Annotated in this window: 21 protein-coding genes; 11 read left to right on the top strand and 10 right to left on the bottom strand. The window is 70.6% G+C overall.

Annotated features, from left to right (window positions below; genetic code table 11):
- Positions 1-17 precede the first annotated feature (17 nt).
- The 6 genes from ACTWQA_RS41400 to ACTWQA_RS41375 form a co-directional block, all read right to left on the bottom strand.
- The gene (locus ACTWQA_RS41400; protein ID WP_443164356.1) at positions 18-779 is read right to left on the bottom strand and encodes a TSUP family transporter; all 762 of its coding nucleotides are present in this window, start codon (positions 777-779) and stop codon (positions 18-20) included.
- Positions 780-862: 83 nt separating this feature from the next.
- Entirely contained in the window at positions 863-2068 is a 1206-nt protein-coding gene (locus ACTWQA_RS41395) for a M20 family metallopeptidase (protein ID WP_443164355.1), read from the bottom strand.
- 538 nt (positions 2069-2606) lie between these two features.
- Positions 2607-3224 carry an ATP-dependent Clp protease proteolytic subunit gene (locus ACTWQA_RS41390; RefSeq protein ID WP_443164354.1) on the bottom strand — a complete coding sequence of 206 codons (618 nt, stop codon included), beginning with the start codon at positions 3222-3224 and terminating at the stop codon, positions 2607-2609.
- A 1-nt stretch (position 3225) separates the two neighbouring features.
- Positions 3226-3789 (bottom strand): ClpP family protease, encoded by a 564-nt coding sequence (locus ACTWQA_RS41385; RefSeq protein ID WP_443164353.1) that lies wholly within the window; start codon positions 3787-3789, stop codon positions 3226-3228.
- A 155-nt stretch (positions 3790-3944) separates the two neighbouring features.
- Positions 3945-4805 carry a DUF2268 domain-containing protein gene (locus ACTWQA_RS41380; RefSeq protein ID WP_443164352.1) on the bottom strand — a complete coding sequence of 287 codons (861 nt, stop codon included), beginning with the start codon at positions 4803-4805 and terminating at the stop codon, positions 3945-3947.
- Positions 4806-4935: 130 nt separating this feature from the next.
- Positions 4936-5706 carry a hypothetical protein gene (locus ACTWQA_RS41375; RefSeq protein WP_443164351.1) on the bottom strand — a complete coding sequence of 257 codons (771 nt, stop codon included), beginning with the start codon at positions 5704-5706 and terminating at the stop codon, positions 4936-4938.
- A gap of 55 nt (positions 5707-5761) precedes the next feature.
- Between ACTWQA_RS41375 and ACTWQA_RS41370 the strand changes: the two genes are divergently transcribed.
- The 9 genes from ACTWQA_RS41370 to ACTWQA_RS41330 all read left to right on the top strand — a co-directional run bounded on the left by ACTWQA_RS41370 (position 5762) and on the right by ACTWQA_RS41330 (position 13836).
- Positions 5762-6763 (top strand): AAA family ATPase, encoded by a 1002-nt coding sequence (locus ACTWQA_RS41370; RefSeq protein ID WP_327581990.1) that lies wholly within the window; start codon positions 5762-5764, stop codon positions 6761-6763.
- 92 nt (positions 6764-6855) lie between these two features.
- Positions 6856-7794: a DUF58 domain-containing protein gene (locus ACTWQA_RS41365; protein ID WP_443164350.1), complete on the top strand. Its 939-nt coding sequence runs from the start codon at positions 6856-6858 to the stop codon at positions 7792-7794.
- Complete coding sequence (locus ACTWQA_RS41360; RefSeq protein WP_327581992.1) at positions 7791-8738, top strand: VWA domain-containing protein; 948 nt, start codon at positions 7791-7793, stop codon at positions 8736-8738. Before ACTWQA_RS41365 ends, ACTWQA_RS41360 begins: the two co-directional genes overlap by 4 nt.
- Before the next feature lie 11 nt (positions 8739-8749).
- The gene (locus ACTWQA_RS41355; RefSeq protein ID WP_443164349.1) at positions 8750-9355 is read left to right on the top strand and encodes a class I SAM-dependent methyltransferase; all 606 of its coding nucleotides are present in this window, start codon (positions 8750-8752) and stop codon (positions 9353-9355) included.
- Positions 9352-9891 carry a TrmH family RNA methyltransferase gene (locus ACTWQA_RS41350; RefSeq protein WP_443164348.1) on the top strand — a complete coding sequence of 180 codons (540 nt, stop codon included), beginning with the start codon at positions 9352-9354 and terminating at the stop codon, positions 9889-9891. The genes ACTWQA_RS41355 and ACTWQA_RS41350 overlap by 4 nt, the downstream gene beginning before the upstream one ends.
- Before the next feature lie 36 nt (positions 9892-9927).
- On the top strand, positions 9928-10728 hold the full coding sequence (locus ACTWQA_RS41345) for a glycerophosphodiester phosphodiesterase family protein (protein ID WP_443164347.1): 801 nt from the start codon (positions 9928-9930) through the stop codon (positions 10726-10728).
- Between the two features lie 501 nt (positions 10729-11229).
- A complete protein-coding gene (locus ACTWQA_RS41340) occupies positions 11230-12594 on the top strand; it encodes an MFS transporter (protein ID WP_443164346.1) in 1365 nt (454 codons plus the stop codon).
- Positions 12595-12748: 154 nt separating this feature from the next.
- Positions 12749-13366: a hypothetical protein gene (locus ACTWQA_RS41335; RefSeq protein ID WP_443164345.1), complete on the top strand. Its 618-nt coding sequence runs from the start codon at positions 12749-12751 to the stop codon at positions 13364-13366.
- Between the two features lie 125 nt (positions 13367-13491).
- Positions 13492-13836 carry an RNA polymerase-binding protein RbpA gene (locus tag ACTWQA_RS41330; protein ID WP_125637410.1) on the top strand — a complete coding sequence of 115 codons (345 nt, stop codon included), beginning with the start codon at positions 13492-13494 and terminating at the stop codon, positions 13834-13836.
- A gap of 86 nt (positions 13837-13922) precedes the next feature.
- Here ACTWQA_RS41330 and ACTWQA_RS41325 read toward each other — a convergent pair whose 3' ends face one another.
- The 4 genes from ACTWQA_RS41325 to ACTWQA_RS41310 all read right to left on the bottom strand — a co-directional run bounded on the left by ACTWQA_RS41325 (position 13923) and on the right by ACTWQA_RS41310 (position 20079).
- The gene (locus tag ACTWQA_RS41325) at positions 13923-14417 is read right to left on the bottom strand and encodes an FxsA family protein (RefSeq protein WP_443164344.1); all 495 of its coding nucleotides are present in this window, start codon (positions 14415-14417) and stop codon (positions 13923-13925) included.
- A 60-nt stretch (positions 14418-14477) separates the two neighbouring features.
- On the bottom strand, positions 14478-15227 hold the full coding sequence (locus ACTWQA_RS41320) for a polyprenol monophosphomannose synthase (RefSeq protein ID WP_443164343.1): 750 nt from the start codon (positions 15225-15227) through the stop codon (positions 14478-14480).
- Between the two features lie 2 nt (positions 15228-15229).
- Complete coding sequence (gene lnt, locus ACTWQA_RS41315; RefSeq protein ID WP_443164342.1) at positions 15230-17371, bottom strand: apolipoprotein N-acyltransferase; 2142 nt, start codon at positions 17369-17371, stop codon at positions 15230-15232.
- 515 nt (positions 17372-17886) lie between these two features.
- Entirely contained in the window at positions 17887-20079 is a 2193-nt protein-coding gene (locus ACTWQA_RS41310) for a HelD family protein (RefSeq protein ID WP_443164341.1), read from the bottom strand.
- Between the two features lie 323 nt (positions 20080-20402).
- Between ACTWQA_RS41310 and ACTWQA_RS41305 the strand changes: the two genes are divergently transcribed.
- Both ACTWQA_RS41305 and ACTWQA_RS41300 read left to right on the top strand, forming a co-directional pair.
- The gene (locus ACTWQA_RS41305) at positions 20403-21599 is read left to right on the top strand and encodes an ROK family transcriptional regulator (RefSeq protein WP_443164340.1); all 1197 of its coding nucleotides are present in this window, start codon (positions 20403-20405) and stop codon (positions 21597-21599) included.
- A 22-nt stretch (positions 21600-21621) separates the two neighbouring features.
- Complete coding sequence (locus ACTWQA_RS41300; RefSeq protein ID WP_443164339.1) at positions 21622-22953, top strand: ABC transporter substrate-binding protein; 1332 nt, start codon at positions 21622-21624, stop codon at positions 22951-22953.
- Position 22954 lies beyond the last annotated feature (1 nt).

Here is a 22954-nt window from a genome sequence, read left to right as displayed (position 1 = left end):
CCCGTGCCTTCGAGCACTCAGGCGAATTGCTGCCAGCCCAGCCTGACCACCATCGCCGCCACGACGCACAACAGCACGATCCGTACGAAGGCGGCGCCCCGCTTGAGCGCCATCCGCGCGCCGACCTGGGCGCCGGCCACGTTGCACACGGCCATGCCGAGGCCCAGCGCCCACTGCACGTGCCCCTGCAGCCCGAACACCACCAGCGCGCCGACGTTCGTCCCGATGTTGATGATCTTGGCGGAGGCCGACGCCGAGACGAAGTCCAGCCCGAGGATGGTGGTGAAGGCGATGATCAGGAACGTTCCCGTGCCCGGCCCCATGATGCCGTCATAGAAGGCGATCCCCACGCCGGCCGCCACCACCGCGGCCGCCACCCTGGCGTTGGTGCGCAGGTGCGGCTGCGGCACCGCCCCGAAGGACGGGCGCAACGTCACGAACGCCGCCACCGCCAGCAGCACCACCATGACGGCGGGCCGCAGCACCTCGGCCGAGATCGCCGCCGCGGCCCACGCCCCCAGGCCGGCGCTCAGCACGGCCATCCCCGCGCCGGGGATCACCACCTGGCGGTCGAGCTTGGTGGAGCGAGCGTAGGCGACGGCGGCCGACGTGGTGCCGAAGACGGACGACAGCTTGTTGGTGGCCATCGCCTCGACGGGGGGCATCCCCGTGATCAGGATGGCGGGCAGCTGCAACAGCCCGCCACCGCCCACGACGGCATCGACCCACCCGGCGCCCGCCGCCGCGACCAGCAACACCAGGACCTGCTCCAGCGGCACGCCACTCCCCCGATTCCCCCCAAGAAACCCCAAGAGTGTACAAGCGCCACATTCGCCGCTATTTCCCGCCCCGACGGGGCCGATCAGCCTTCCATGGCCAGGGCCCGGAGCAGACCCGCGGTCAAGGCGGCACGTTCGATCATGCCCTCCACGCTGATGTGCTCATGCCGCGCATGCGCCCCGGCGCCGACGGCGCCCAGGCCGTCGAGGACGGGCAGTCCGAGCGCGGCGGTGAAGTTGCCGTCGCTGGCCCCGCCGACCGCGCATTCCCGCAGATCCAGGCCCATGTCCACAGCCACCGTACGCGCCAGGGAGAACAGGCGAGCCGTGCCGGGCCCGCGCTCCATGACAGGACGGTTCCATCCTCCGCGCACCTCGATGGACGCCCGGGCATCATGGGGCCGCAGGCCGGCGAGGGCGGCGTCCACCCGCTCGGCCTCGGCCCGGCTGGCGACACGCACGTCCACCTCGGCGCGCGCCGCGCCGGCGACCACGTTGGAGCCGGTGCCGCCCGAGACGACGCCCACATTGACGGTGGTGCCCGCGCCCGGGCCGGCCAGGTCGTGCAGCCGCAGCACGGCCCTGGCCAGCTCGTCGATCGCACTGGCGCCCTTGGCAGGCTCGAGCCCGGCGTGCGCCTCCACGCCGGTGAAGGTCAGATGGAAGATGCCCACCCCCTTACGCGCCGTCTTCAACGCCCCCTCCGCGCTGGCCTCGAACACCAGCACGGCCGCCACATCCCGAGCCGCCTCCTCGATCAACGGCCGTGAGGCAGGGCTGCCGATCTCCTCATCGCCGTTGAGCAGCAGCCGCAGCGGCGGGCGCGGCAGCCCCGCGGCCTCCAGCGCGCGCAGCGCCCACACGAGCTGGACCAGGCCCGCCTTCATGTCGAAGACGCCGGGCCCGGTGGCCCGGTCGCCGTCGAGGGTGAACGGCCAGGAGCGCAGCGTCCCCGCCGGCCAGACCGTGTCGTAATGGGCCAGCAGCAGGACCGGGGCGCCACCCCGGCCCGGGTAGTCGTTGATGCGGACGTCCCCGTAGACGCCGCCGTCACCGCGGCCGCCGACGTCGCCGAGCAGACCGCCGTCGATCCGCCGGGTGGCCGTCGGCGGGCCGAGCCGGGCCTCCAGGTAGCCATCGAGCCAGTCCAGGGCCGCATCCAGCAGCGCCTTGTCGTTGCTGGGCGTCTCGAGCGACACGTACGCGGCCAGATCGGTGAGCATCTCGGCACGGCACCCGCCGATCCAGGCGCGCAGTTCCCCGGCCTCTACCTCGTGCTCCACGGTCATCAGGCGACCTCCAGGTCGGCGAGGCGAGGCTCGCCCATCGGTCCGCGCCCGGCCTGGACGTCGGCCCGGGCGGCACGACGGCAGCGCGCCGGCCCCGGCGGCCTCGGCGAAGACGGGCGCGGTGGGGGGTGGAATCGGACGGGAGGGCGGCGGACGACGATGTCGCGCCAGATGACGCCGGAATCCTTCGGCAGGGTACGCAGCCACGCCGTCGGACGATCCGTCGCCCCCTGTCATACCCGCTCCGAGCCCCCGACTAGACCCGAGCAGACCCACGACCCACGACCCACGGCCGCACAACCGGGCACACGGCCCTGGCCACGCCTTCCGCACCTGCCGAGCGCCTCACCGAGCGACAGATCCGAGCCACCGATCCCGAGCCACCGGTCCGAGCCACCGGCGCCACGCCATGCGAGCCGCTCATCATGCCACCGGCACCACGCACGGTGCCCGCCGCGATCCGAGCGGCGCACGAGCCGCACCGTGGCGAAGGCGGCGCGCCCGGAGCACGGGCGCGCCGCCTTCGGCGGGAACGAGGTCAGTGAGCCGGAGCCAGCGTGCGCTTCCTCGAGGCGTAGATGTCGTCCACCAGCCCGTAGGACCGCGCCTGCTCAGCGGTGAAAATGCGATCCCGCTCGATGTCCTTCCTGATCTCCAACGACGACCGCCCCGTGTGCCGGGACAAGATCTCCTCCTGCTGGTCACGCATCCGCAGGATCTCCCTGGCGTGGATCTCCAGGTCGCTGCCCTGCCCGCGCCCGCCCTCGGTCGCCGGCTCATGCAACAGCACCCGGGCGTGCGGGAGCGCGGCCCGCTTGCCCTGCGTGCCCGCCGCGAGCAGCACGGCGGCCGCCGAGGCCGCCTCGCCGATGCAGACCGTGTGGATCTCCGGCCGGACGAACTGCATCGTGTCGTAAATGGCGGTCATCGAGGTGAACGACCCGCCCGGCGAGTTGATGTAGAGGTTGATGTCCTGGTCGGGATCGATCGACTCCAGCGTGAGCAGCTGCGCCATCACGTCGTTGGCCACAGTGTCGTCGATCGGCGCGCCCAGGAAGATCACCCGGTCCTCGAACAGCTTGTTGTACGGGTTCATCTCCTTGATCCCGTATGACGTCCGCTCCGTGAACGACGGAAGCACGTAACGCCCGCTCATCTCAGTTCATCCCCTCGGCGATGTGATCGACGATTCCGTAGTCCTGGGCCTCCTGGGCGGTGAACCAGCGGTCGCGGTCGGAGTCGGCCTGGATCCGCTCCAGCGGCTGGCCCGTATGGCGGGCGATGATCTCGGCCATCCGGCGCTTAGTGTAGATCATGTTGTCGGCCTGGATCTGGATGTCGCTGGCCGAGCCGCCGATGCCGCCCAGCGGCTGGTGCATGACGACGCGGGAGTTGGGCAACGCGTAACGCTTGCCCTTCGCGCCCGCCGTCAGCAGCAGCTGTCCCATGGACGCGGCGAACCCCATCGCCACCGTCGCCACGTCACACGGAATGAACTGCATCATGTCGTAGAGCGCCATCCCGGCGGTCACCGAGCCGCCCGGGGAATTGATGTAAAGGGTTATGTCGCGTTTAGGGTCCTCGGCCGCCAGCAATAGGAGCTCCCCGCAGAGCCGGTTGCATATCTCGTCGTCGACCTCCTGGCCGAGGACGACGATGCGTTCCTTCAGCAGACGCTGGCTGAGCTGGTCAGGCCAGGCGGCGCGCTGGGTCTCCGTCATGACGGTCGCCTTTCTGTGCGGGTATTTCTGTGAAAGACGCTAGACCGGTACGCGATGAATGAAGGAATCTTTTCGCTGGCGGCGCATTTCTCTAACGGCGCATTCCACCGAGAGCGAATTTCCCTCGACACACAATCGCGGATGTGCCGGGGCGGTCAGCGGATGCCGCCGCGGCGCATGAGCTCCGCCGCCGGCAGCAGAGTGGCCTCGGCGGCGGTCAGGCCGGTGGCGGCCAGCGCGCGGTCGACGAGCCGCAGCCCCACCGCGTACCCCGCCATGTCGGGAATGCCGCGAGGCTCCTGCCCGAAGTTCCGCACAGCGGTGTCCCCCAGCACGTACGCAGACGTGTGCCGCATCCCCTCCAGGTCGAAGTCCGCCATGATCAGCTCGTACGCCCGGTCGAACGCCTCCCCCGTCACCATCGACGACCACGGCCCCATGGCCTCGGGCCCCGACAGCTCCCGCACGAACGCCTCGGCCAGCCCTTCGGCCACCACGTGCTCGCCCACGGTCACCGTGACCGGGTTCCACTCGACGTTGGTGAAGCGCACGTTGTGGTGGAACTCGTGCACCGCGCAGTGCGCGATCCTGCCGATCACCTCCTCCGACGGCCAGGCCAGCAGATACAGCCATCCGGGCGAGCCGCCCATGCCGTAGTAGCCGCCGGTGATGTTCATCAGGTGCTCGTCGTCGGGATTGCCCAAGACGAACATGACCTGCAGCGAATCCGCCTGCTTGGCCTCGCGCAGCGCGTCCGAGGCCCGTTCCAGCTCGCGCCGCACCTGACCGAGCACGTCGGCCTCGATCATGCGCCGGACGGCGGGCAGGTAGCGCGGGTCGTCGGCGTCGACCCGGAAGCCGCCGCCCTGGTGGTGGATGCCGACGATGTCGCCGGGCACCGGGATCGCCGAACGCATGGGCGCCAGCATCTCCCGCAGCGCCTCGGGCCGGTCCTCCAGCGGCTTCTCGAGCAGGCCGGCCATCGCCGTGAGCGTGTCGTGAACAACGAATTCCATGCGCCGGACGCTAAAGCCTCACGCCACGTGAGGCTCAAGCGCATTTCACGCCGGTCCCCGTCGCCCGACGCCTTCAACGCCGCCCATCACCTTAAGTAACAATAATGTTACCCAATGGCGCCATACATGACTACAGCGGTGACTCCTCGCCGGGATCGTCCCCGGGCGTGCGGCCGGGCGTGGCCTGCCCGCTCTCGGTCGGCGAGGGCGACGGAGACGGCGAGGGCCGCGGCTCCGGCGTCTCCGGGGTCGGCGGCGGCGTCGGCACGAACACCGTCGGCGGCAGCTGCCTGGGCTGCGGCTCGCTGTCGCGCCTGCCGAACAGCAGCAGCAGCAAGATGGCCGTGACCAGCAGCAACAGCAGCGCCAGCGCCAGCGCGGCCATCAGCACCCGCCGGCGCGTCTCGGTCAGCGGCCGGCGCTGCCTGGTCGGCCCCGGCAACGCCGGCGCGCGGTCGGTCAGCCAGTACGGGACGAAGTCCGGGCCGTGCGCCTGCCCGATCAGCGTCCCGCCCACCATGACCGGCTCCAGGAACCGCTCGGCCCCGGGCTGGCCGGGCGTGTACGGCACCGCCACCCACGGCGCGCGCCCCTGATCGCTGTCCAGCACCGCGGGCATGCCGTCCAGCACCGCGCCCCGCTGCCGGGAGCCGCGGGCCAGCCAGTTGCGCACCCCGGATCGCCCGCCGGCCGCCTCCCTGATCCCGGTCACGAACCGTTCGCGCGCCGCGGCGTCGAACGCGGCCCCCCGGGTCAGCACGGCCAGCGACACCGCGCGGCCGTCGGGCCCCTGGCCCAGGTACACGAAACCGGCGGGCGCCTGATGCAGGCGCGCCTGGACCACGTACCGCCCCAGCCGGGGCGGATCGCCGTACTGCAGCGGACTTGCCACGTTTGCCATGAAAGCACAGACGTGGCGTCGTGCACGTTTGCGGCGTGTTTGGTGGAATGAGGTCATGAGCGTCGCCGAAGAGCTGCCAGGCGGAGGAGACGCGGCACTGCTGCGTCAAAGTCTCGACGAGGTCCGGCGAGTCATCGTCGGCCAGGACCACATGGTCGAAAGGCTCATCGTGGCCCTGCTGGCGCGCGGGCACTGCCTGCTCGAAGGCGTCCCAGGCGTCGCCAAGACCCTCGCCGCCTCCACCCTGGCCACCGTCGTGGGCGGCACGTTCGCCCGGATTCAGTTCACCCCCGACCTCGTGCCGAGCGACATCGTCGGCACCCGCGTCTACCACCCCTCCAACGAGAAGTTCGACGTCGAGCTCGGCCCCGTGTTCGTCAACTTCCTGCTCGCCGACGAGATCAACCGCGCCCCCGCCAAGGTCCAGTCCGCGCTGCTGGAGGTCATGGCCGAGCGCCAGGTCACCCTGGCGGGCGTCACCCACCCGCTGCCCAAGCCGTTCATCGTGCTGGCCACCCAGAACCCCATCGAGTCCGAGGGCGTCTATCCGCTGCCGGAGGTGCAGCGCGACCGGTTCCTGTTCCGGGTCCGCGTCCCGCACCCCAGCGCCCACGAGGAGCTGGAGATCCTGCACCGCATGAGCGTCACCCCGCCCGTGCCCGAACGCGTCCTGGACCCCGACAAGCTGCTGGCCCTGCAGGAGGCGGCCGAGCAGGTCTCGGTCCACCAGCTCGTCGCCGACTACGTCGTCCGGCTGGTCATGTCCACCCGCGCCCCCGCCGAGTACGGCCTGGCCGACCTGGCGGAGACCATCGAGATCGGGGTCAGCCCGCGCGCCACGCTGGGCCTGGTCGCCGCCGGGCGGGCCCTGGCGCTGCTGCGCGGCCGCGACTACCTGCTGCCCGACGACGTGCGCGACGTGGCCGTGGACGTCATGGGCCACCGGCTCATGCTCACCTTCGACGCCCTGGCCGACGGCGTCGACCCGGAGCAGGTCGTCAAGCAGATCCTGCACGCCGTGCCCCCGCCTCTCGTGGTCTGGAACCAGAACCGTTGAGCACGGGCGCGGAGCGAACCCGACGCAGTGAGCGGAGTGGAGGCCCGACGGAGGAGGGACTCCGCGGAGCGAATGAGGAGGGTGAGCGACCAATGAGCACAGCTGAGCAAGCGCTGCGGCGGCTGGAGCTGACCGTCACCCGGCGGCTGGACGGGTTGCTGCACGGCGCGCACCAGGGACTGCTGCCCGGCACCGGCAGCGAGGCCGGCGACAGCCGCGTCTACGTGCCCGGCGAGGACGACGTGCGCCGCATGGACTGGAACGTCACCGCCCGCACGACCGTCCCCCACGTCCGCGACCTCATCGCCGACCGCGAGCTGGAGACCTGGGCCCTGGCCGACCTGTCGCCCAGCATGGACTTCGGCACCGCCGACACCGACAAGCGCGACCTGGTGATCGCCGCCGTCGGCGCCATCGGGTTCCTGTCCAGCCGCCTCGGCGACCGGTTCGGCGCGCTGGTCCTGCACGACGAGTACATCCACCGCATGCCCGCCCGCACCGGCCGCCCCGCCCTGTACGGGCTGCTGCACTCCCTCATGGACGCCCCCCGCGGCCGCGTCGTCCAGGACGCGCCCGACCTGGCCGAGGGCATCGAGGTGCTGTCGGCCAGCCGCCGGCGCCGCGGCATGCGCCTGGTCGTCTCCGACTTCCTCGACGCCCACCCCGACCTCGACCCCGACGCCGAACGCCCCTGGGAACGCCCCATCCGCCGCCTCGCCGCCCGACACCAGGTCCTGGCGGTCGAGGTGATCGACCCGCGCGAGCTCGAACTGCCCGATGTGGGGCGGGTCGCGTTCACCGACCCCGAGACCGGGAAGGTACGCGAAGTGCACCTTTCGCCCAAAGTCCGGCAGGCGTACGCCGAAGCGGCCACCCTGCAGCGCGAGGGCACCCGCCTGGCGCTGCGCCGCGCCGGAATCGCCCACCTGGTGCTGCGTACCGACCGGGACTGGGTGTTCGACGTCGCGCAGTTCGTGCTGCGCCAGCGCCGCACGGCTCACCTCGCCCATGCCCACAGGAAGGTGACATGACGTTCCTCGCCCCCTCGTGGCTGTGGCTGTTCCTCCTGGTCGCGCTCCTCGTGGCCGGATACGTCGCGGCGATGTTCGCCCGCCGCCGCTACACCGTGCGCTTCACCAACCTGGCCCTGCTCAACCTCGTCGCCCCCGCGGGACCCGGCTGGCGCCGCCACGTCGCCCCCGCGTTGTTCCTCGTCATGATGTCGTTCCTGGTCATCGGCGCCGCCAAGCCCGCCGACCAGGTACGCGTCCCCCGCGACCGCGCCACCATCATGATCGCCCTGGACGTGTCGCTGTCCATGGACGCCGACGACGTCCAGCCCAACAGGATCGCCGCCGCCAAGGCCGCCGCCCAGGCCTTCGCGCGCGAGTTGCCCGACCGCTTCAACGTCGGCCTGGTGTCCTTCGCCCGCTCGGCCAACGTCGTCATCTCCCCCACCACCGACCACCAGGCCGTGGTCGCCGCGATCGGGAACCTCACCACCCGCCCGGGCACCGCGATCGGCGAGGCCGTCTTCAACTCGCTCGACTCACTGCGCTCGTTCGACCAGCAGGCCGCCACCGACCCGCCGCCCGCCGCCATCGTGCTGCTGTCCGACGGCGACAACACCTCCGGCAGGTCCGTCAACGAGGCCATCGAAGCGGCCCAGCAGGCCCGCGTCCCGGTCTCCACGATCGCGTACGGCACCCAGGAGGGCACCGTCAACATCGACGGGCGCCCGGTGAACGTGCCGGTCAACAAGCAGACCCTGCAGTCGCTGTCCGACGGCACCAGCGGCCGCGCCTACGCCGCCGAGTCCGGCAGCGAGCTGCGCGAGGTCTATGAGCAGATCGGCACCTCGCTCGGCTACAAGCTGGTCAACCAGGAGATCACCCAGTGGTTCATCGTGGCCGCGATCCTGGCCGGGCTGCTGGTGGCCGGTGCGGCGGTCATGTTCGGCTCGCGCATCCCGTAACGTTTTGCCACGTGAGCAAAGGTAACGGGGCCCACTACTTCTCCGAGCGGCCGGAAAGCGCGAGCCGGCCGGGCTCGGTCGACCTGGTCCTGCCCGACCTGCACCTGCGGCTGGAGACCGACAGCGGCGTCTTCTCGCCGGAGCGGGTCGACATCGGCACCCGCGTGCTGCTGGAGACCGTCCCGCCGCCGCCGCAGGAGGGCGACCTGCTCGACCTGGGGTGCGGCTACGGGCCGATCGCGCTGACCATGGCCTCCCGGGCACCCGAGGCCACGGTGTGGGCCGTCGATGTGAACCGGCGCAGCGTGGAGCTGACCGAGCGGAACGCGCAAGCCGCTGCCCTTTACAAAGTAAGGTCAGTCCATGCTGATGAAATGCCAGATGACGTGAAATTTCGGGCTATCTGGTCCAATCCTGCGATCCGTATTGGGAAGCAGGCCCTGCACGACATGCTCACCAGGTGGCTGACCCGGCTGACGCCCGACGGCGTGGCCTACCTGGTCGTCCAGAAACACCTCGGCTCGGACTCCCTGCAACGCTGGCTCGGCGAGCAGGGCTGGCAGGCCTCCCGCGAGGCCAGCCGGGCCGCCTATCGCATACTGAAGGTGACCCGATGAGAAGGCAGCTGCGCCCCACCGACGTCAAACGGCTCAACCGCACCTGGCGCAGGCAGACGGAAAACCGGCTCGGCCTGATCATCGAGTCGGTCACCGGCCCGTTCAACATCGGCTCGATCTTCCGCAGCGCCGCCGCGTTCGGGGTGGACGAGATCTGGCTGGCCGGCAACGCCACCCCGCCCACCAACCCCAAGGCGGGCAAGACCGCGCTCGGCACCGACCGGCTGGTCACCTGGCACGAGCCGGTCCCGGCCACCGAGGCGGTCAAGGCCGCCAAGGCGGGCGGCTACACGGTGCTGGCCGTCGAGCTGACCGCCGAGGCCGTGCCGCTGCACAAGGCCGGCCTCGACCGCGACGTGTGCCTGGTGGTCGGCAGCGAGGACCACGGCTGCTCCCCCGCCCTGCTCGACGCCGTCGACGGCGTCTGCTACATCCCGCAGGTCGGCCGGGTCGGCTCCTTCAACGTCGCGGTGGCCGCCGCCATCGCCCTGGCGGAGGCCCGCCGCCAGGAGTGGGAGAATCTTGCTGATTCGTAACTGCAGCCTTCATCCCGGAAGGGCATACTTCTGGACGTGCTCAGCCGCCACTTCGCCTTTCTCGACCATCCGGGCCCGCTCGCCTTCGCCCACCGCGGAGGCGCCGCGGAGGGCGCGGAAAACTCCGTCGCCGCCTTCGAGCGGGCGGTCGGGCTCGGCTACACCTACCTGGAGACCGACGCGCACGCCACCTCCGACGGCGTGCTGGTCGCCTTCCACGACCACAGGCTCGACCGCGTGACCGACCAGCGCGGCCGCATTTCCGAGCTGCCCTACCGGGCGGTCAGGCAGGCCCGCATCGGCGGCGTCCACGAGATCCCGCTCATGGAGGACCTCCTGGGCACCTGGCCGGAGATCCGCTTCAACATCGACGTCAAGGAGGCGGCGGCCATCGCCCCGCTGGCCGAGGCGGTCAGGCGCACCAACGCCTACGATCGCATCTGCCTGACCTCCTTCTCCGATGAGCGCCTGATGCTGGCCAGGGCGGCGATCGGCAGGGAGGTGTGCTCGGCGCTCGGGCCGCGCGGCGTGGCCGCGCTGCGCGCCGCCGCCACCACCTCCGGCTACGGCCGGCTGCTGGCCCGCCTGTCGCGCGTCGGCATCCCCTGCGCCCAGGTGCCGGTGGGCTTCCGCGGCCTGCGCGTCACCACCCGCCGCCTGGTCCGCACCGCGCACGCCATCGGCATGCAGGTGCACGTATGGACCATCAACGACCCCGCCCGCATGGAGCGCCTGCTCGACCTGGGCGTGGACGGCATCATGACCGACAACGTCACCGGCCTGCGCGAGGTGCTCGAACGCCGCGGCCAGTGGCATCCCCACGGAATGGCGGCCTGACAGGCCATCCGTCGCCAGCCTTGGAATATGCTTGCCCCGCACCAGTCGCTGTCCTCGGCCAGATCCCAGAGCGGGCCATGGCCGCATCGCTTCGTAACCCTTGTGGGCGGGCCACGATCCGCTGGGCGGCGGTCACGGTTGAGCGCGGACATCACTCTCGGTTGGAATCGCGTGCCGAACCGGCGCCTTCGTCACCGACCGTTCTCGTCCTGGCACTGGAGCCGCTACCTACATCAGCATGCCTTGGCGGCGTGGGGACACGGCTTGCCGTTGCCCTGTACCTTCTTGATGGTTCCACGGCCTCGCTGAGTCATGGGTTTGAGCCCTTTCGCCGGAAAGGTGATCATTGTATGGTCATGGGCGCGACACGCGGATTTCAACGACGACCTGCGAAAATAGGCCGTGCGTCAAGCATGACCGACAACGTCACCGGCCTGCGCGACGTGCTCGAACGCCGCGGCCGGTGGCACCCCGGCAACCTGGCCGCATAAGAGGAGCAGCATGACCCTCCCCTCACCCCCCGCGCTCTTCGACGACTCGCCCGCCGCGCGCAAACGCGAGCAGTGGGGCTGGTACTTCTACGACTGGGCCAACTCCGCCTTCCCCACCACGGTGCTGACCGTCTTCCTCGGCCCGTATCTCATCACGATCGCGGAGAACGCCGCCCGCGGCGGACAGTACGTGGACGTGATCGGCTTCGACGTCCGGCCGGGCGCATACTTCTCCTTCGTCGTCGGGGTCGCCGCGATCCTGCAGATCGTGTTCATGCCGGTGGCCGGGGCGCTGGCCGACCACACCGGGCGCAAGAAACAGCTGATGGGCTTCTTCGCCCTGCTCGGCGCGCTGGCCACGGTCTGCTTCTGGTTCGTCAGCGACGGCCGCTACATCCTGGGCGGCGCGCTGTTCCTCGTGGCCAACGTGGGCTTCGCGTGCGCCTTCGTCATCTACAACTCCTTCCTGCCCGAGATCGCCACGCCCGACGAGCGCGACAAGGTCTCCGGGATGGGGTGGGGGTTCGGCTACCTCGGCGGCGGGCTGCTGCTCGCGGTCCATCTGGTGCTGTTCCTCCAGGCCGAGTCGTTCGGTCTGGACTCCGGGACGGCGGTGCGCATCGCGCTGAGCTCAGCCGGGCTGTGGTGGGGCGGATTCACGATCATTCCGCTGCTGCGGCTGCGCAACCGGCACGCCCTCGCGCCGCGCTCCGAGTCCGCGGGGCAGGCGATCGGCGGCACGTTCCGTCAGCTCGGCCGTACCGCCGCGGGGTTGCGCGCCTATCCGCTCACGCTGGCGTTCCTGGTGGGCTACCTGCTGTACAACGACGGCGTGCAGACGGTCATCTCGTTCTCCGCGACCTTCGCCGAGAAAGAGCTGCAACTCGGCAAGACCGTGCAGATCGGCGCCATCCTCATGGTGCAGTTCGTCGCCTTCTTCGGCGCGCTGCTGCTCAGCTGGCTGGCCTCGCGCATGGGCGCCAAGCGGGTGGTGCTCGGCGCGCTGGTGGCCTGGACGATCGTCGTCACGATCGCTTACTTCCTGCCCGCGGGTTCGGCTCTGGCCTTCTACGCCCTCGGCTTCGCCATCGCCATCGTCATGGGCGGCACGCAGGCGCTGTCGCGCTCGCTGTTCTCGCATGTCATCCCGAAGGGCAAGGAGGCCGAGTACTACAGCCTCTACGAGATCAGCGACAAGGGCTCGACGTTCCTCGGCTCGTTCACGCTCGGCATGGCCTTCCAGATGTCGGGCAGCTACCGGCTGGCGATCATCTCGCTGATCGCCTTCTTTGTCCTCGGCGGCGCCATCCTGGCAGCGGTGAACCTGCCCAAGGCCATCCGCGCCGCGGGCAACCAGGTGCCCGAGAAGATCTAAGCCGGCGCGGCGAGCAGCATCGTGCCCGGCCCCTGCGCCGCACCGGGGCCGCGCACGACCGTCGCTCCGGAACGAGAGCACTGCTCTTGACATCAGCGCGTCATGCCGAGAGCATTGCTCTCACAACAGAGCGACGCCCTCTTCAGGAGTACCCATGTCCACCCGGCTCACCGCCGCCGCCTTCGCGACCGGCGGCATCCTGTTCCTCGTCTATCCGGCGATCCGCCCCTCCGGCGACGACGCCACAGCGATGGCCTCCACGGAATGGGTCATGGGGCACGCCGCCGCGATGGTCGGTTTCATCCTGCTCGGGTTGGCGGTGCTCGGCCTGCACCAGGTGCTCGGCGACCGGCTGTCGCTGCGGGCGGCGGTGGTGACGTGGATCGGCGCGGGCCTGACGCTGCCGTACTACGGCGCCGAGGACTTCGGGCTGAACGTGATCGCCAAGCGCTCGCTACGCGACCAGGCGCCCGCACTCATGGAGCTGGCGCAGGAGTTCAGGTACGGGCCGCTCGCGGTCACGATGTTCGCCGCCGGGCTGCTGCTGCTCGGCGCCGGCACGGTCATGGCGGCGGTCTCGGTGTGGCGCTCGCGCACGCTGCCCCGGTGGAGCGGGACGGCGCTGGCACTCGGGTTCGCGCTCTTCATCCCGCAGTTCTTCGGCCCGTATCCGCTGCGGATCGCGCACGGCGCGCTCATCATGATCGGCGGACTTTGGCTGGCCGGGGCCCTGGCGACGGCCCGGACCCGAGCGGAATCGGCACCCGCCTGAATAACCGAGGCCCCAACCGCGATTGGATCACCCCGCAGGTGGGAATCCCATCACGGTATCAAGCGTTAGACACCGTGGGAGACAGACCCCCCACTTCAAGGGGGCCCTGTAGGAGGCATTGAGACATGGGCGAGCGCGCGCTTCGTGGCACCCGGCTCGGGGCAACCAGCTACGAGAACGACCGTAACACGGATCTGGCTCCGCGCCAGGAGGTGTCCTACACCTGTCCGAAGGGCCATCGATTCGAGGTTCCGCTTGCCGCAGAGGCCGAGATCCCCGCGACCTGGGAGTGCCGCATGTGCGGCGTGACCGCGGTACGCGTGGACGGCGAGCAGCCGGAGTCCAAGAAGACGAAGCCCCCGCGGACGCACTGGGACATGCTCCTGGAGCGGCGCTCCATCGAAGACCTTGAGGAGGTGCTCAACGAGCGGCTCGCCGTTCTGCGGGCCCAGCGTCGTAAGAGCGCCTGACCTCTTCTCACGGTGAAACCCCCGGGCCGGCGGCCCGGGGGTTCTTCATGCGCGCCCGCCGGCTCGCGTGAGCCGGCCAAGGCCCGTCAGTCGCGCTCCTCCCGGATGACCTCGCCGTGCACCACCCGGCCGCCATGCGGAGCCTCGCCCTGCGGAGCGGCGGCGCCGGGAGACGGCGGGAAGAGGTTCGCGTACGGCGACGCGGCCGCCATCTTCTTGACCCGGCGCTCGAAGAACCACGCCCCCAGGCGGCGCATCATCGGACGGGTGAACGGCAGCACGCACAAGAACCCGAACACGTCGGTGAAGAACCCCGGCGTCAGCAGCAGCGCGCCGCCCACCAGCACGAGGCCGCCGTCGGCCAGCTCGCGGTTGGGCATCCGGCCGGACTGCAGCGCCTCCTGCAGCGCCCGCCAGGCCCGGCGTCCCTCACGGCGCACGATCCACGCGCCGAGGAGGCTGTCGGCGATCAGCAGGGCCACGGTCGCGGGGCCGCCGATCACGGAGCCGACCTGGATCAGCAGCCAGATCTCCAGAATGGGGACGACCAGGAAGGCCAGGAAGAGCAGGAGCCGCATCATTTCCTCGATTCCGCACACACGCGTACGCCAGGAACAACGCCCGGCGGCCCGCAAGCGTTCCTATCCTGACTCGCCTTTGCGGCGCAGCCGCCTCGGCAGGCCGGTGACGCCCCACATGCCGATCCGCCACAGCGCCTCGGACATGACCTTGCCGCTCATCTTGCTCTTGCCCACCGTACGCTCCACGAACGTGATGGGCACCTCCACCACCCGCAGCCCGTGCCTGGAGGTGCGCAGCGTCAGGTCGACCTGGAAGCAGTAGCCCTGCGACTCCACGCCCGACAGGCCCACCTTCTCCAGGGTCGCGGCGCGGTAGGCGCGGAACCCGGCGGTCGCGTCGCGTACCGGCAGGCCCAGCATGACGCGGGTGTAGACGTTGGCGCCCTTGGACAGCAGCTCACGCCGGTGCGGCCAGTTGACCACCTTGCCGCCGGGCACGTAGCGGGACCCTATCGCCAGGTCGGCGCCGTCCACCAGCGCCTCCAGCAGCTTCGGCAGCTCCTCCGGCTGGTGCGAGCCGTCGGCGTCCATCTCCACCAGCACGTCGTAGCCCTCGCTCAGCCCCCAGCGGAAGCCGGCGATGTAGGCCGCGCCGAGACCCTGCTTGCCCGGCCGGTGCAGGACGTGCACCTGGTCGTCGGCGGCGGCGAGCTCGTCGGCCACCTCGCCGGTGCCGTCGGGGCTGTTGTCGTCGGCCACGAGCACGTGCGCCTCCGGCACGGCCGCGCGCACCCGCCCGACGATCATGGGCAGGTTGTCGCGCTCGTTGTAGGTCGGTACGACGACCAGCACCCGGCCGAGAGTCTCCATTGTCAGTCGTTCCTCACCTGGTCGCCTCGCCGCCTGGTGCGCCACGCGGCGACCGCGGCGGCCGCCGCTCCCATCACCATCAGTGCCCACTCAGGAAGTGCTCCCACCTTGGTGGCGAGCGTCTCCTGGGTGCGTACGGGCACCTTGACCACGTTCATGTCCGCGACCAGCTCGCGGGTCTGCCATGCGACCTTACCGTCAGGCGTGACGAAAGCGGAGATTCCGGTCGTGGCGGCGGTCACCACGGCCCTGTTGTGCTCGACGGCACGCAGCTGGGACATCGCCAGCTGCTGCGGCGGCAGATTGGACAGGGCGTAGCTGGCGTTGTTGGTCTGCACCACGAGCGGAGTGCCGCCGGCGCGCACGGTGCGGCGTACGGTGTCGTCGTAGGCCACCTCGTAGCAGTTGACCGCGCCGACCGTGACCGGACCCATCTTTAGATCGCCCGGTTTGTCGCCGGGGACCGACTGCCGGCCGACCAGGCCGGCCCGCTCCCACAGCGCCAGCACGATGTCCTTGAACGGCGTGTATTCGCCGAACGGCACCAGGTTCTGCTTGTCGTAGTAGGCGCCCGCCCCGGTCACCGGGTCCCACACCAGGCTGCGGGTGGCACGGTGCTCCTCGCCGATCGCGACGACGGCGCCGACGAGCGTCGGCACCCCGACGTCGCGTACCGAGTCATGAATGATCTGGCGGGCGACCTCGTCCTGGTAGGGGTCGATGTCGGTGGAGTTTTCCGGCAGGATGACGATGTCGGGCTTGGGGAGTTTGCCGGCCCGGACGGCCTCGGCAAGGCGTTTCGTCTCGTTGGCATGATTTTTCAGGACAACGGCGGGCTCGTCGCCGAGGGCGTACATGCCGCGGCCCGGGACGTTGCCCTGCACGACGCCGACGTTGATGCTGCGGCCCTCGTCGCCGGGCCGCGGGATCGCCAGGGCGAGCACGGGCACGGCCAGCGCCAGCCCCACTGGGACGGCCCTGCGCCACACCCGGCTCCGTACCAGGACGGCGTGGGCCAGCAGGGCACCGCTCAGGGTGGCGGCGAACGACACCAGCGGCGCGCCGCCGAACGCGGCGTAGGGGGTGAACAACGACTCACCCTGGCTGAAGGCCACCCGCGCCCAGGGGAAGCCGCCGATGGGCACCAGGCCGCGGGCCCACTCCATGGCCACCCACAGCCCGCCGAACCACACCGGCCACCCCGGCAGCCTGAACACCAGCGCGGCCAAGGCGGCCATGGCGGCGTAGAACAGGCTCTCGGTGCCGACCAGCATGAGCCAGACGTCGTCGCCGATGGTGCGCACCCAGGCGAGGGCGGGGAACAGGAACACCGCCGCGCTCAGGTAACCCAGCCAGGCGGCCCGCCGGGGACGGGCGCCGTACAGCGAGCCGGCGATCAGGGCGATGCCGAGAGGGGCGCACCACCACCAGCCGAGCGGCGGGAAGGCGGCGAACAGCGTGATCCCGCCGGCCACGGCGGCCACGACACGGGCGGCGAGCACTTTCCGCGTCTCCCGCCCGGCCCGCCCCGGCGCGGCCGCCGCCGTAGGCGGCGCCGCTCCCCCGCCGGCCGGTGTCCCGGACGCCGCATCCTGCCCCGTCACGTCCTGCCGCGTCACGTCCGCCCGGGCCGTGTCCTGCCCCGTCGCATCCAGCCGCGCCGTGTCCTGCCGCGCCGTGTCCAGCTCCGTTGCGTCCTGCCCCGCCGCATCCTGATGGGCCGCGTCCTGCCCCACCGCATCCTGTCCTGCCGCAGGGGCCACGTCATCCGCGCCGAGCAGCGTGTCCCGGGCCTCGTCTGCGACTCCCGTCGCCTTCTGCGGCGCATCGGCCGTCGAGAGGCCGGGGTCGCTGGTCGCCCTGCCGCCTGCCGACACCTCACGGGCCGGGGCGGCCACGGACGCATTCACGCGCTCCGAGCCGACCGTCTGCCCGTCCACCTGCGTGCGATCGCGCTCGCGGCCCGCCTCGGGAGGGCTGATCCCGTCAAGGGTGGACGTACCGGAGGACGTGGCGGGAGCGGTGTCCCTGACGGGCCGGCCGGACGCCGCGTCCGGCGCGTCAGGCGAGCGCGGTTCGGCCCCGGCAGTAGGAGATGAGCCGTGCCCGGTTTCGGGCGGTAGGCTCGCTCTGTCCTGAACCACTCCGGGATCTCCTCGCCACCGTCGAACGCCTGCTTGCGAAAACGCTACCGCCCCACGGCCGCGCTCGAGCCAGCGCGGGCACAAGAAAGATCGATGAATCGACGTCGCGGCAGGGTGATCCCGCGACCCACGGGATCACCCGGCGCACTGACGATCCTGCGCACGAGAGCGGGAAGAGGGCCCGGAAACCCTTCGGACCGGACCCGTCTCGTCGGCGGCGAGCTCGGAATTCCGTTGTCTACTGGGCTCCCGGACCCGTCCCGGGTCCAACCCCCCGCCCGGTTGGGGTGCCCCGACTCGACGGACCGACGGCCCTGCACCTGGCTGTGTGGACGAAGCCACGCTCCGTCACGGACGCAGGATCCGGCGATGTCAGAGACGGCCAACCGGCCAAGTCCCGTGCTGGACTGCGCAGCAAACTACCGACTCCACCTCAGATGTCAACCGTGTCCCGATCAGCAGAAACATCAAGTTTCCGCAGGTGGGACATGTATGACCTGCCGCCGCAATGCAGATCAAAGCCCACTTGCCGGTGCCGGCGAGCGGCTCGGCAAGCCCTGCAGCGCCGGGGAAAGCGGCCGCTCGTGAACGACGCCGAGCCGCTGCGTGGCCCGGGTGAGAGCAACATACAGGTCGCTGGGCCCACGTGGCGACTGGGCGGCGATGAGGTCAGGCTCGGCCACGATCACCGAGTCGAACTCCAGCCCCTTGGCGTCGGCCACCCCCATGACGGCCACCGGCGCGTCAAGCGCTTCCGCTCCCCTGGCCCGCCCGGCCCCGGGCGTGACCACCACGGCTCCCGCGACGCTCGCCGCGACCTCCGAGCCCAGCGACGCGAGCAGCGCGTCCGGCACCACCACGGCGACCTTACCGCCCTCGCCGACCTCGTCCTTGGCCAGCTCGGGCAGCGCCGACAGCGGCGCCGACCAGGGCTCGACGCCCAGCTCACGCACCGACGTGGGCGCCTGGAGAGCGGGGTCGACGGTGGCCAGGACGCGGGCGGCCACGGCCATCAGCTCGACCGGCGTGCGGTAGTTGACGGTGAGCCGCTCCTGACGCCAGCGCCCGGCCACGTACGGATCCAGGACCGACGACCACGACCGCGCCCCGGCGGCCGAGCCGGTCTGGGCGATGTCGCCGACGATCGTCATCGACCGCGTCGGGCAGCGGCGCATGACCGCCCGCCAGGCCATCGGCGACAACTCCTGCGCCTCGTCCACGATCACGTGCCCGTAGGCCCACGTGCGGTCGGCGGCGGCGCGTTCGGCGGTGGTGAGGTAGGGGCCCTCGCCGCGCTGGCGTTCGGCCAGCCGCTCGGCCTCCATGACGTCGGACAGGCCCGTCAGCTCCAGGACCTCGCGGGCGTAGGCGAGCTCGGCCTCGCGCTGGTGCTCCTCGGCCTGCCGGGCCGCGGCCAGTTCCTCCTCCGCCTGCAACGCGGTGGCGCGCAGCACCTGCTCGTCGATCTCGCCGAGCAACTCGGCGGCCTCGTCCAGCAACGGGACGTCGGACTCGGTCCAGTCCCCTCCGTCGCGGCGCAGCAGCGCGCGTTCCTCAGGCGTTAGGTGAGAGGCCGCGTAGCCCAGCCGCTCCGGGGAGCCGTACAGGCCGAGCAGCAGCCGCTGCGGCGTCAGATACGGCCACAGCCGGTTGAGCGCCGACTTGACCACCGGCTCGGTCCGCAGCTCCTCGCGCAGGTCGGCCAGCTCCTCATCGTCGATGAGCCCCTTGCCGATCTTGCGGGCCTGCTGCCTGGCCAGCGCGTTGAGCAGCGACCTGACGAACACCGTGCGCGCCTGGTTGTGCGGCCGGCGCGACCGGGCGGCCTTGTTCCTGGCCGCTTCCAGCATGGAAGCGTCGATGGTGAGCGTGATGCGCCCGATGGGCAGCTCGATGGGCTTGCGCGGCACCTTCTGGCGCTCGCGCACGGCCTTGGCGATGACCTCGGCCATGCGCAGGTCGCCTTTGAGCGCGGCCACCTCGGGGCGCTCCCTGGCGGTGGCGGTCACCCCCGGATACAGCTCACCGACCGTGGACAGCAGCACGTCGGTCTCGCCGAGCGAGGGCAGGACCTGCTCGATGTAGCGCAGGAACGTGAGGTTCGGGCCGATGATGAGCACGCCGCGGCGCTCCAGGCGTTCCCTGTGGGTGTAGAGCAGATAGGCGGCACGGTGCAGCGCCACGACGGTTTTGCCGGTGCCCGGGCCGCCCTGCACGACCAGCACGCCGTTCAGGTCACTGCGGATGACGCGGTCCTGCTCGGCCTGGATGGTGGCGACGATGTCGCGCATGCGGCCGGTGCGCCGCTCGTCGAGGGCGGCCAGCAGCGCGGCCTCGCCGTTGAGCGTGGCGCGGTCGGCGTCGCTGAGCGAGTCGAGATCGAGCAGGTCGTCGTCGACGACGACGACCGTGCGGCCCTTGGTCTGCAGGTGGCGGCGCCTGGTCACGCCCATCGGGGCGGCCGGGGTGGCGCGGTAGAACGGCTGCGCCACCGGAGCCCGCCAGTCGATGAGCAGCCGCCGCTGATCGTCGTCGGTCATGCCGAGCTTGCCGATGTAGAGCCGGCCCTCCTCGACGTGATCCAGCCGTCCGAAAACCAGGCCGCGCTCGACCGCCCAGAGGCGCGCGAGCCGGGAGGCGTACATGTCGGCGAACGTGTCACGCTCCGACCGGTTCTGCATCGTGCCGACGGCGCCCGAGGCCAGCACCTCCTTCAGCTGGTGCTGGGTACGCTCGCGCAGCGTGTCGAGCCGATCGTAGAGGCGGGTGACGTACGCCTGCTCTCTGGCGAGCTCCGTTTGACGAGTTGCCGCCTGACCATTAATGTGGTTAATGGGACACTCCGGGCCATTCTGCTTGTTGTTACGACAAACGACGACATTAGCATGCCTGTCGAGGTACTCTGCCCTCTTTTCTTTCCTTCCCAGGCGTTCGGTTACGTCTTCGTTTCGGCTCTTGACCATTCCGGCGGCTCCGCCTTACGTTCCTCTCAAGTTAGGAAAGTTTCCTAACTTCGAGCGAAGGAGTCATCGTGAGCGGTCCCGTGCCGGGGACACCCAGTCTGCTACGCGCCATCAACGATCGCGCGGCCTTGCAGGCACTCCTCGAACGCGGCCCGCTGACCCGCCCCGAGATCGGCGCGCTCACCGGGCTGTCCAAGCCCACGGCATCCCAGCTTCTCGCCCGGCTGCAGGAGGCGGGGCTGGTGGTGCTGGACGGCATCAGAGAAGGCCTGCCAGGCCGTACCGCGGAGGTCTACCGGATCAACCCGGCGGCCGCCTACGTGGGCGCGCTCGACGTCACCCCCGACCGTATCGAGGTCAAGGTGGCCGACATCACCGGCGCGATCGTGGGCGAGCACACCCTGCCCACGCCGCGCCGCCCCCACGGCGAGCTGGTCGGCCGGCTCAACACGGCGATTCTCGGCGCGAACCCGCCGGACAAGCTACGCCGGGTCGTCATCGGCGTGCAGGCCGCGATCGACCCGACCACCGGCAGGCTCGGGTACGCCGCCACCAAGGACGTGCCCGGCTGGCAGATCCCCGACCTGGTGCCCACGCTCAGCGCCGGGCTCGGCGTGCCGGTGGACGTCGAGAACAACGTCAACCTCGTCGCGCTCGCCGAGCAGGCGCACGGCGCCGCCCAGGACAGCCGGGATTTGGTGCTGCTGTGGGCGGACTCGGGCATCGGCTCGGCCATCGTCATGGGCGGGCGCATGCACCGGGGCGCGAGCGGCGGCGCGGGCGAGGTGGGCTACATGCCGACCCCGGGCGCGCCGACGGCCCGCGAGGCCGGCCGCCTCGGCGATCACGGCTACCAGGCGCTGACCGGCGGCCCGGCCGTGCTGAAACTGCTGCGCTCGTACGGCGTGCGCGGCGCCGACTTCCGCCAGGCGGTCGCGAACGCCGTACAGGCGGCCGAAGGCACCGGGCAGAAGGCCGACGACGCCAGGGCCGGGCTGCGTGACATCGCCGCCCGCCTGGCCGTGGGCCTGGCCGCCATCACCTCCGTCGTCGATCCCGGCCTGATCGTGCTGACCGGCGGCGTGGTGCTGTCCGGCGGCGAGACCCTGCGCGAGCTCGTCGAGCACGAGCTGCACGCGCTCACCATCCCCCGCCCCCGCGTGCGGCTGTCGAGCGTCGAAGGCAACCCGGTCCTGGCCGGCGCCCTCGACCTGGCCCTCGACACCGTGCGCGAGGAGGTCTTCAGCTCCACCGTTCCCTCATGAACTCTGGCAGGAGGCACCCCCCGTGCGCTTCGTCCCCCTCGCGGTCGCCGCGGCCCTCGCGCTGACCGCCTGCACCGCCGGCAAGGAGGCCGGGCCCTCGCTCGGCGCCCAGCCCAAACCCTCAGGATCCGCTTCCCAGGCCCTTCCCGCCGCCACGATCGAACTGTGGCACGGCTTCTCCACCGACGCCGAGGTCAAGGCGTTCGAGGACGCCATCTCCGGGTTCAACAAGAAGTTCCCGCAGATCACCGTCAAGGCCACCAAGGGCGTGCAGGACGACCAGATCACCCAGGCCATCCGCGGCGGCAAGGCGCCCGACGTCGCGGCCTCGTTCACCACCGACAACGTCGCCCAATGGTGCAAATCGGGAGCGTTCCAAGACCTCACCCCGGTGATCCGGCAGGACGGCATCGATCTGACGGTGCTGCCGGCGGTGGCACGTTCCTACACGGCCTTCGACGGCAAGCAGTGCACGCTGCCGCTGCTGGCCGACGCCTACGGCCTCTATTACAACAAGGCCCTGATGAAGGGCAACGAACCGCCCAAGACGCTGAGCGAGCTGACCGAGCTGACCAAGAAGCTCACCGTCCGCGACGCGGGCGGCGAGATCAAGGTGGCCGGCTTCATCCCGAGCGTCCAGTACTACGAGAACAGCCCCAGCCACATGGGTCCCATGGTCGGCGCCAGGTGGTACAACGACGACGGCACCTCGGCCATCGGCTCCGACCCGGCCTGGAAGCAGCTGCTGACCTGGCAGAAGGAGCTGGTCGACTGGTACGGCTACGACAAGCTGGAGAAGTTCCGCAAGAGCCTGGGCGACGAGTGGAGCGCCGAGCACCCCTTCAACAAGGGCAAGGTCGCCATGATCCTCGACGGCGAGTGGCGCAACGCCATGCTCGCCAATGACGCCAAGGACCTGGACTACGGCACCGCTCCCCTGCCGGTCGCCGACGACAAGCCCGACCTGTACGGCAGCGGCTTCACCGCCGGCACCGTCATCGGCGTGCCGAAGGGCGCCAAGAACCCGCAGCACGCCTGGGAGCTGATCAAGTATCTGACGACCGACACGAGCTCGCTGGTGACGCTGTCGAACGCGCTGCGCAACGTCCCCACGACGAAGGCGTCGATGGAGTCTCCCGACCTGGCCAAGGACGCCAATTTCACGACGTTCCTCGGCATCTTCGCCCACCCGAAGACCTCGACGCTGCCCGCCAGCGTGAACAGCGTCTTCAACCAGGAGGTCCTGGGTTCCTTCGTCGCCAAGTGGGAGAAGGGCTCCGTGCCGGACCTGGACGCCGGGCTGAAGAACGTGGACAAGCAGATCAACGACAAGCTGAAGCTGTCCGGAGGCTGAT

The sequence above is a fragment of the Nonomuraea sp. 10N515B genome (assembly GCF_052245915.1).
In the GTDB taxonomy this organism is placed as follows: Bacteria; Actinomycetota; Actinomycetes; order Streptosporangiales; family Streptosporangiaceae; genus Nonomuraea.
The sequence above is the reverse complement of the archived record's forward strand: the minus strand, read 5'-3'. Positions and strand labels throughout refer to the sequence as shown.

Excerpts from the sequence above, each read along its gene's own strand:
- ACTWQA_RS41395 (WP_443164355.1), bottom strand. The coding sequence starts at position 2,068 with ATGACCGTGGAGCACGAGGTAGAGGCCGGGGAACTGCGCGCCTGGATC.
- ACTWQA_RS41390 (WP_443164354.1), bottom strand. The coding sequence starts at position 3,224 with ATGAGCGGGCGTTACGTGCTTCCGTCGTTCACGGAGCGGACGTCATAC.
- ACTWQA_RS41365 (WP_443164350.1), top strand. The coding sequence starts at position 6,856 with ATGAGCACAGCTGAGCAAGCGCTGCGGCGGCTGGAGCTGACCGTCACC.
- ACTWQA_RS41360 (WP_327581992.1), top strand. The coding sequence starts at position 7,791 with ATGACGTTCCTCGCCCCCTCGTGGCTGTGGCTGTTCCTCCTGGTCGCG.
- ACTWQA_RS41375 (WP_443164351.1), bottom strand. The coding sequence starts at position 5,706 with ATGGCAAACGTGGCAAGTCCGCTGCAGTACGGCGATCCGCCCCGGCTG.
- ACTWQA_RS41320 (WP_443164343.1), bottom strand. The coding sequence starts at position 15,227 with ATGGAGACTCTCGGCCGGGTGCTGGTCGTCGTACCGACCTACAACGAG.
- ACTWQA_RS41325 (WP_443164344.1), bottom strand. The coding sequence starts at position 14,417 with ATGATGCGGCTCCTGCTCTTCCTGGCCTTCCTGGTCGTCCCCATTCTG.
- ACTWQA_RS41370 (WP_327581990.1), top strand. The coding sequence starts at position 5,762 with ATGAGCGTCGCCGAAGAGCTGCCAGGCGGAGGAGACGCGGCACTGCTG.
- ACTWQA_RS41380 (WP_443164352.1), bottom strand. The coding sequence starts at position 4,805 with ATGGAATTCGTTGTTCACGACACGCTCACGGCGATGGCCGGCCTGCTC.
- ACTWQA_RS41330 (WP_125637410.1), top strand. The coding sequence starts at position 13,492 with ATGGGCGAGCGCGCGCTTCGTGGCACCCGGCTCGGGGCAACCAGCTAC.
- ACTWQA_RS41340 (WP_443164346.1), top strand. The coding sequence starts at position 11,230 with ATGACCCTCCCCTCACCCCCCGCGCTCTTCGACGACTCGCCCGCCGCG.
- ACTWQA_RS41350 (WP_443164348.1), top strand. The coding sequence starts at position 9,352 with ATGAGAAGGCAGCTGCGCCCCACCGACGTCAAACGGCTCAACCGCACC.
- ACTWQA_RS41385 (WP_443164353.1), bottom strand. The coding sequence starts at position 3,789 with ATGACGGAGACCCAGCGCGCCGCCTGGCCTGACCAGCTCAGCCAGCGT.
- ACTWQA_RS41335 (WP_443164345.1), top strand. The coding sequence starts at position 12,749 with ATGTCCACCCGGCTCACCGCCGCCGCCTTCGCGACCGGCGGCATCCTG.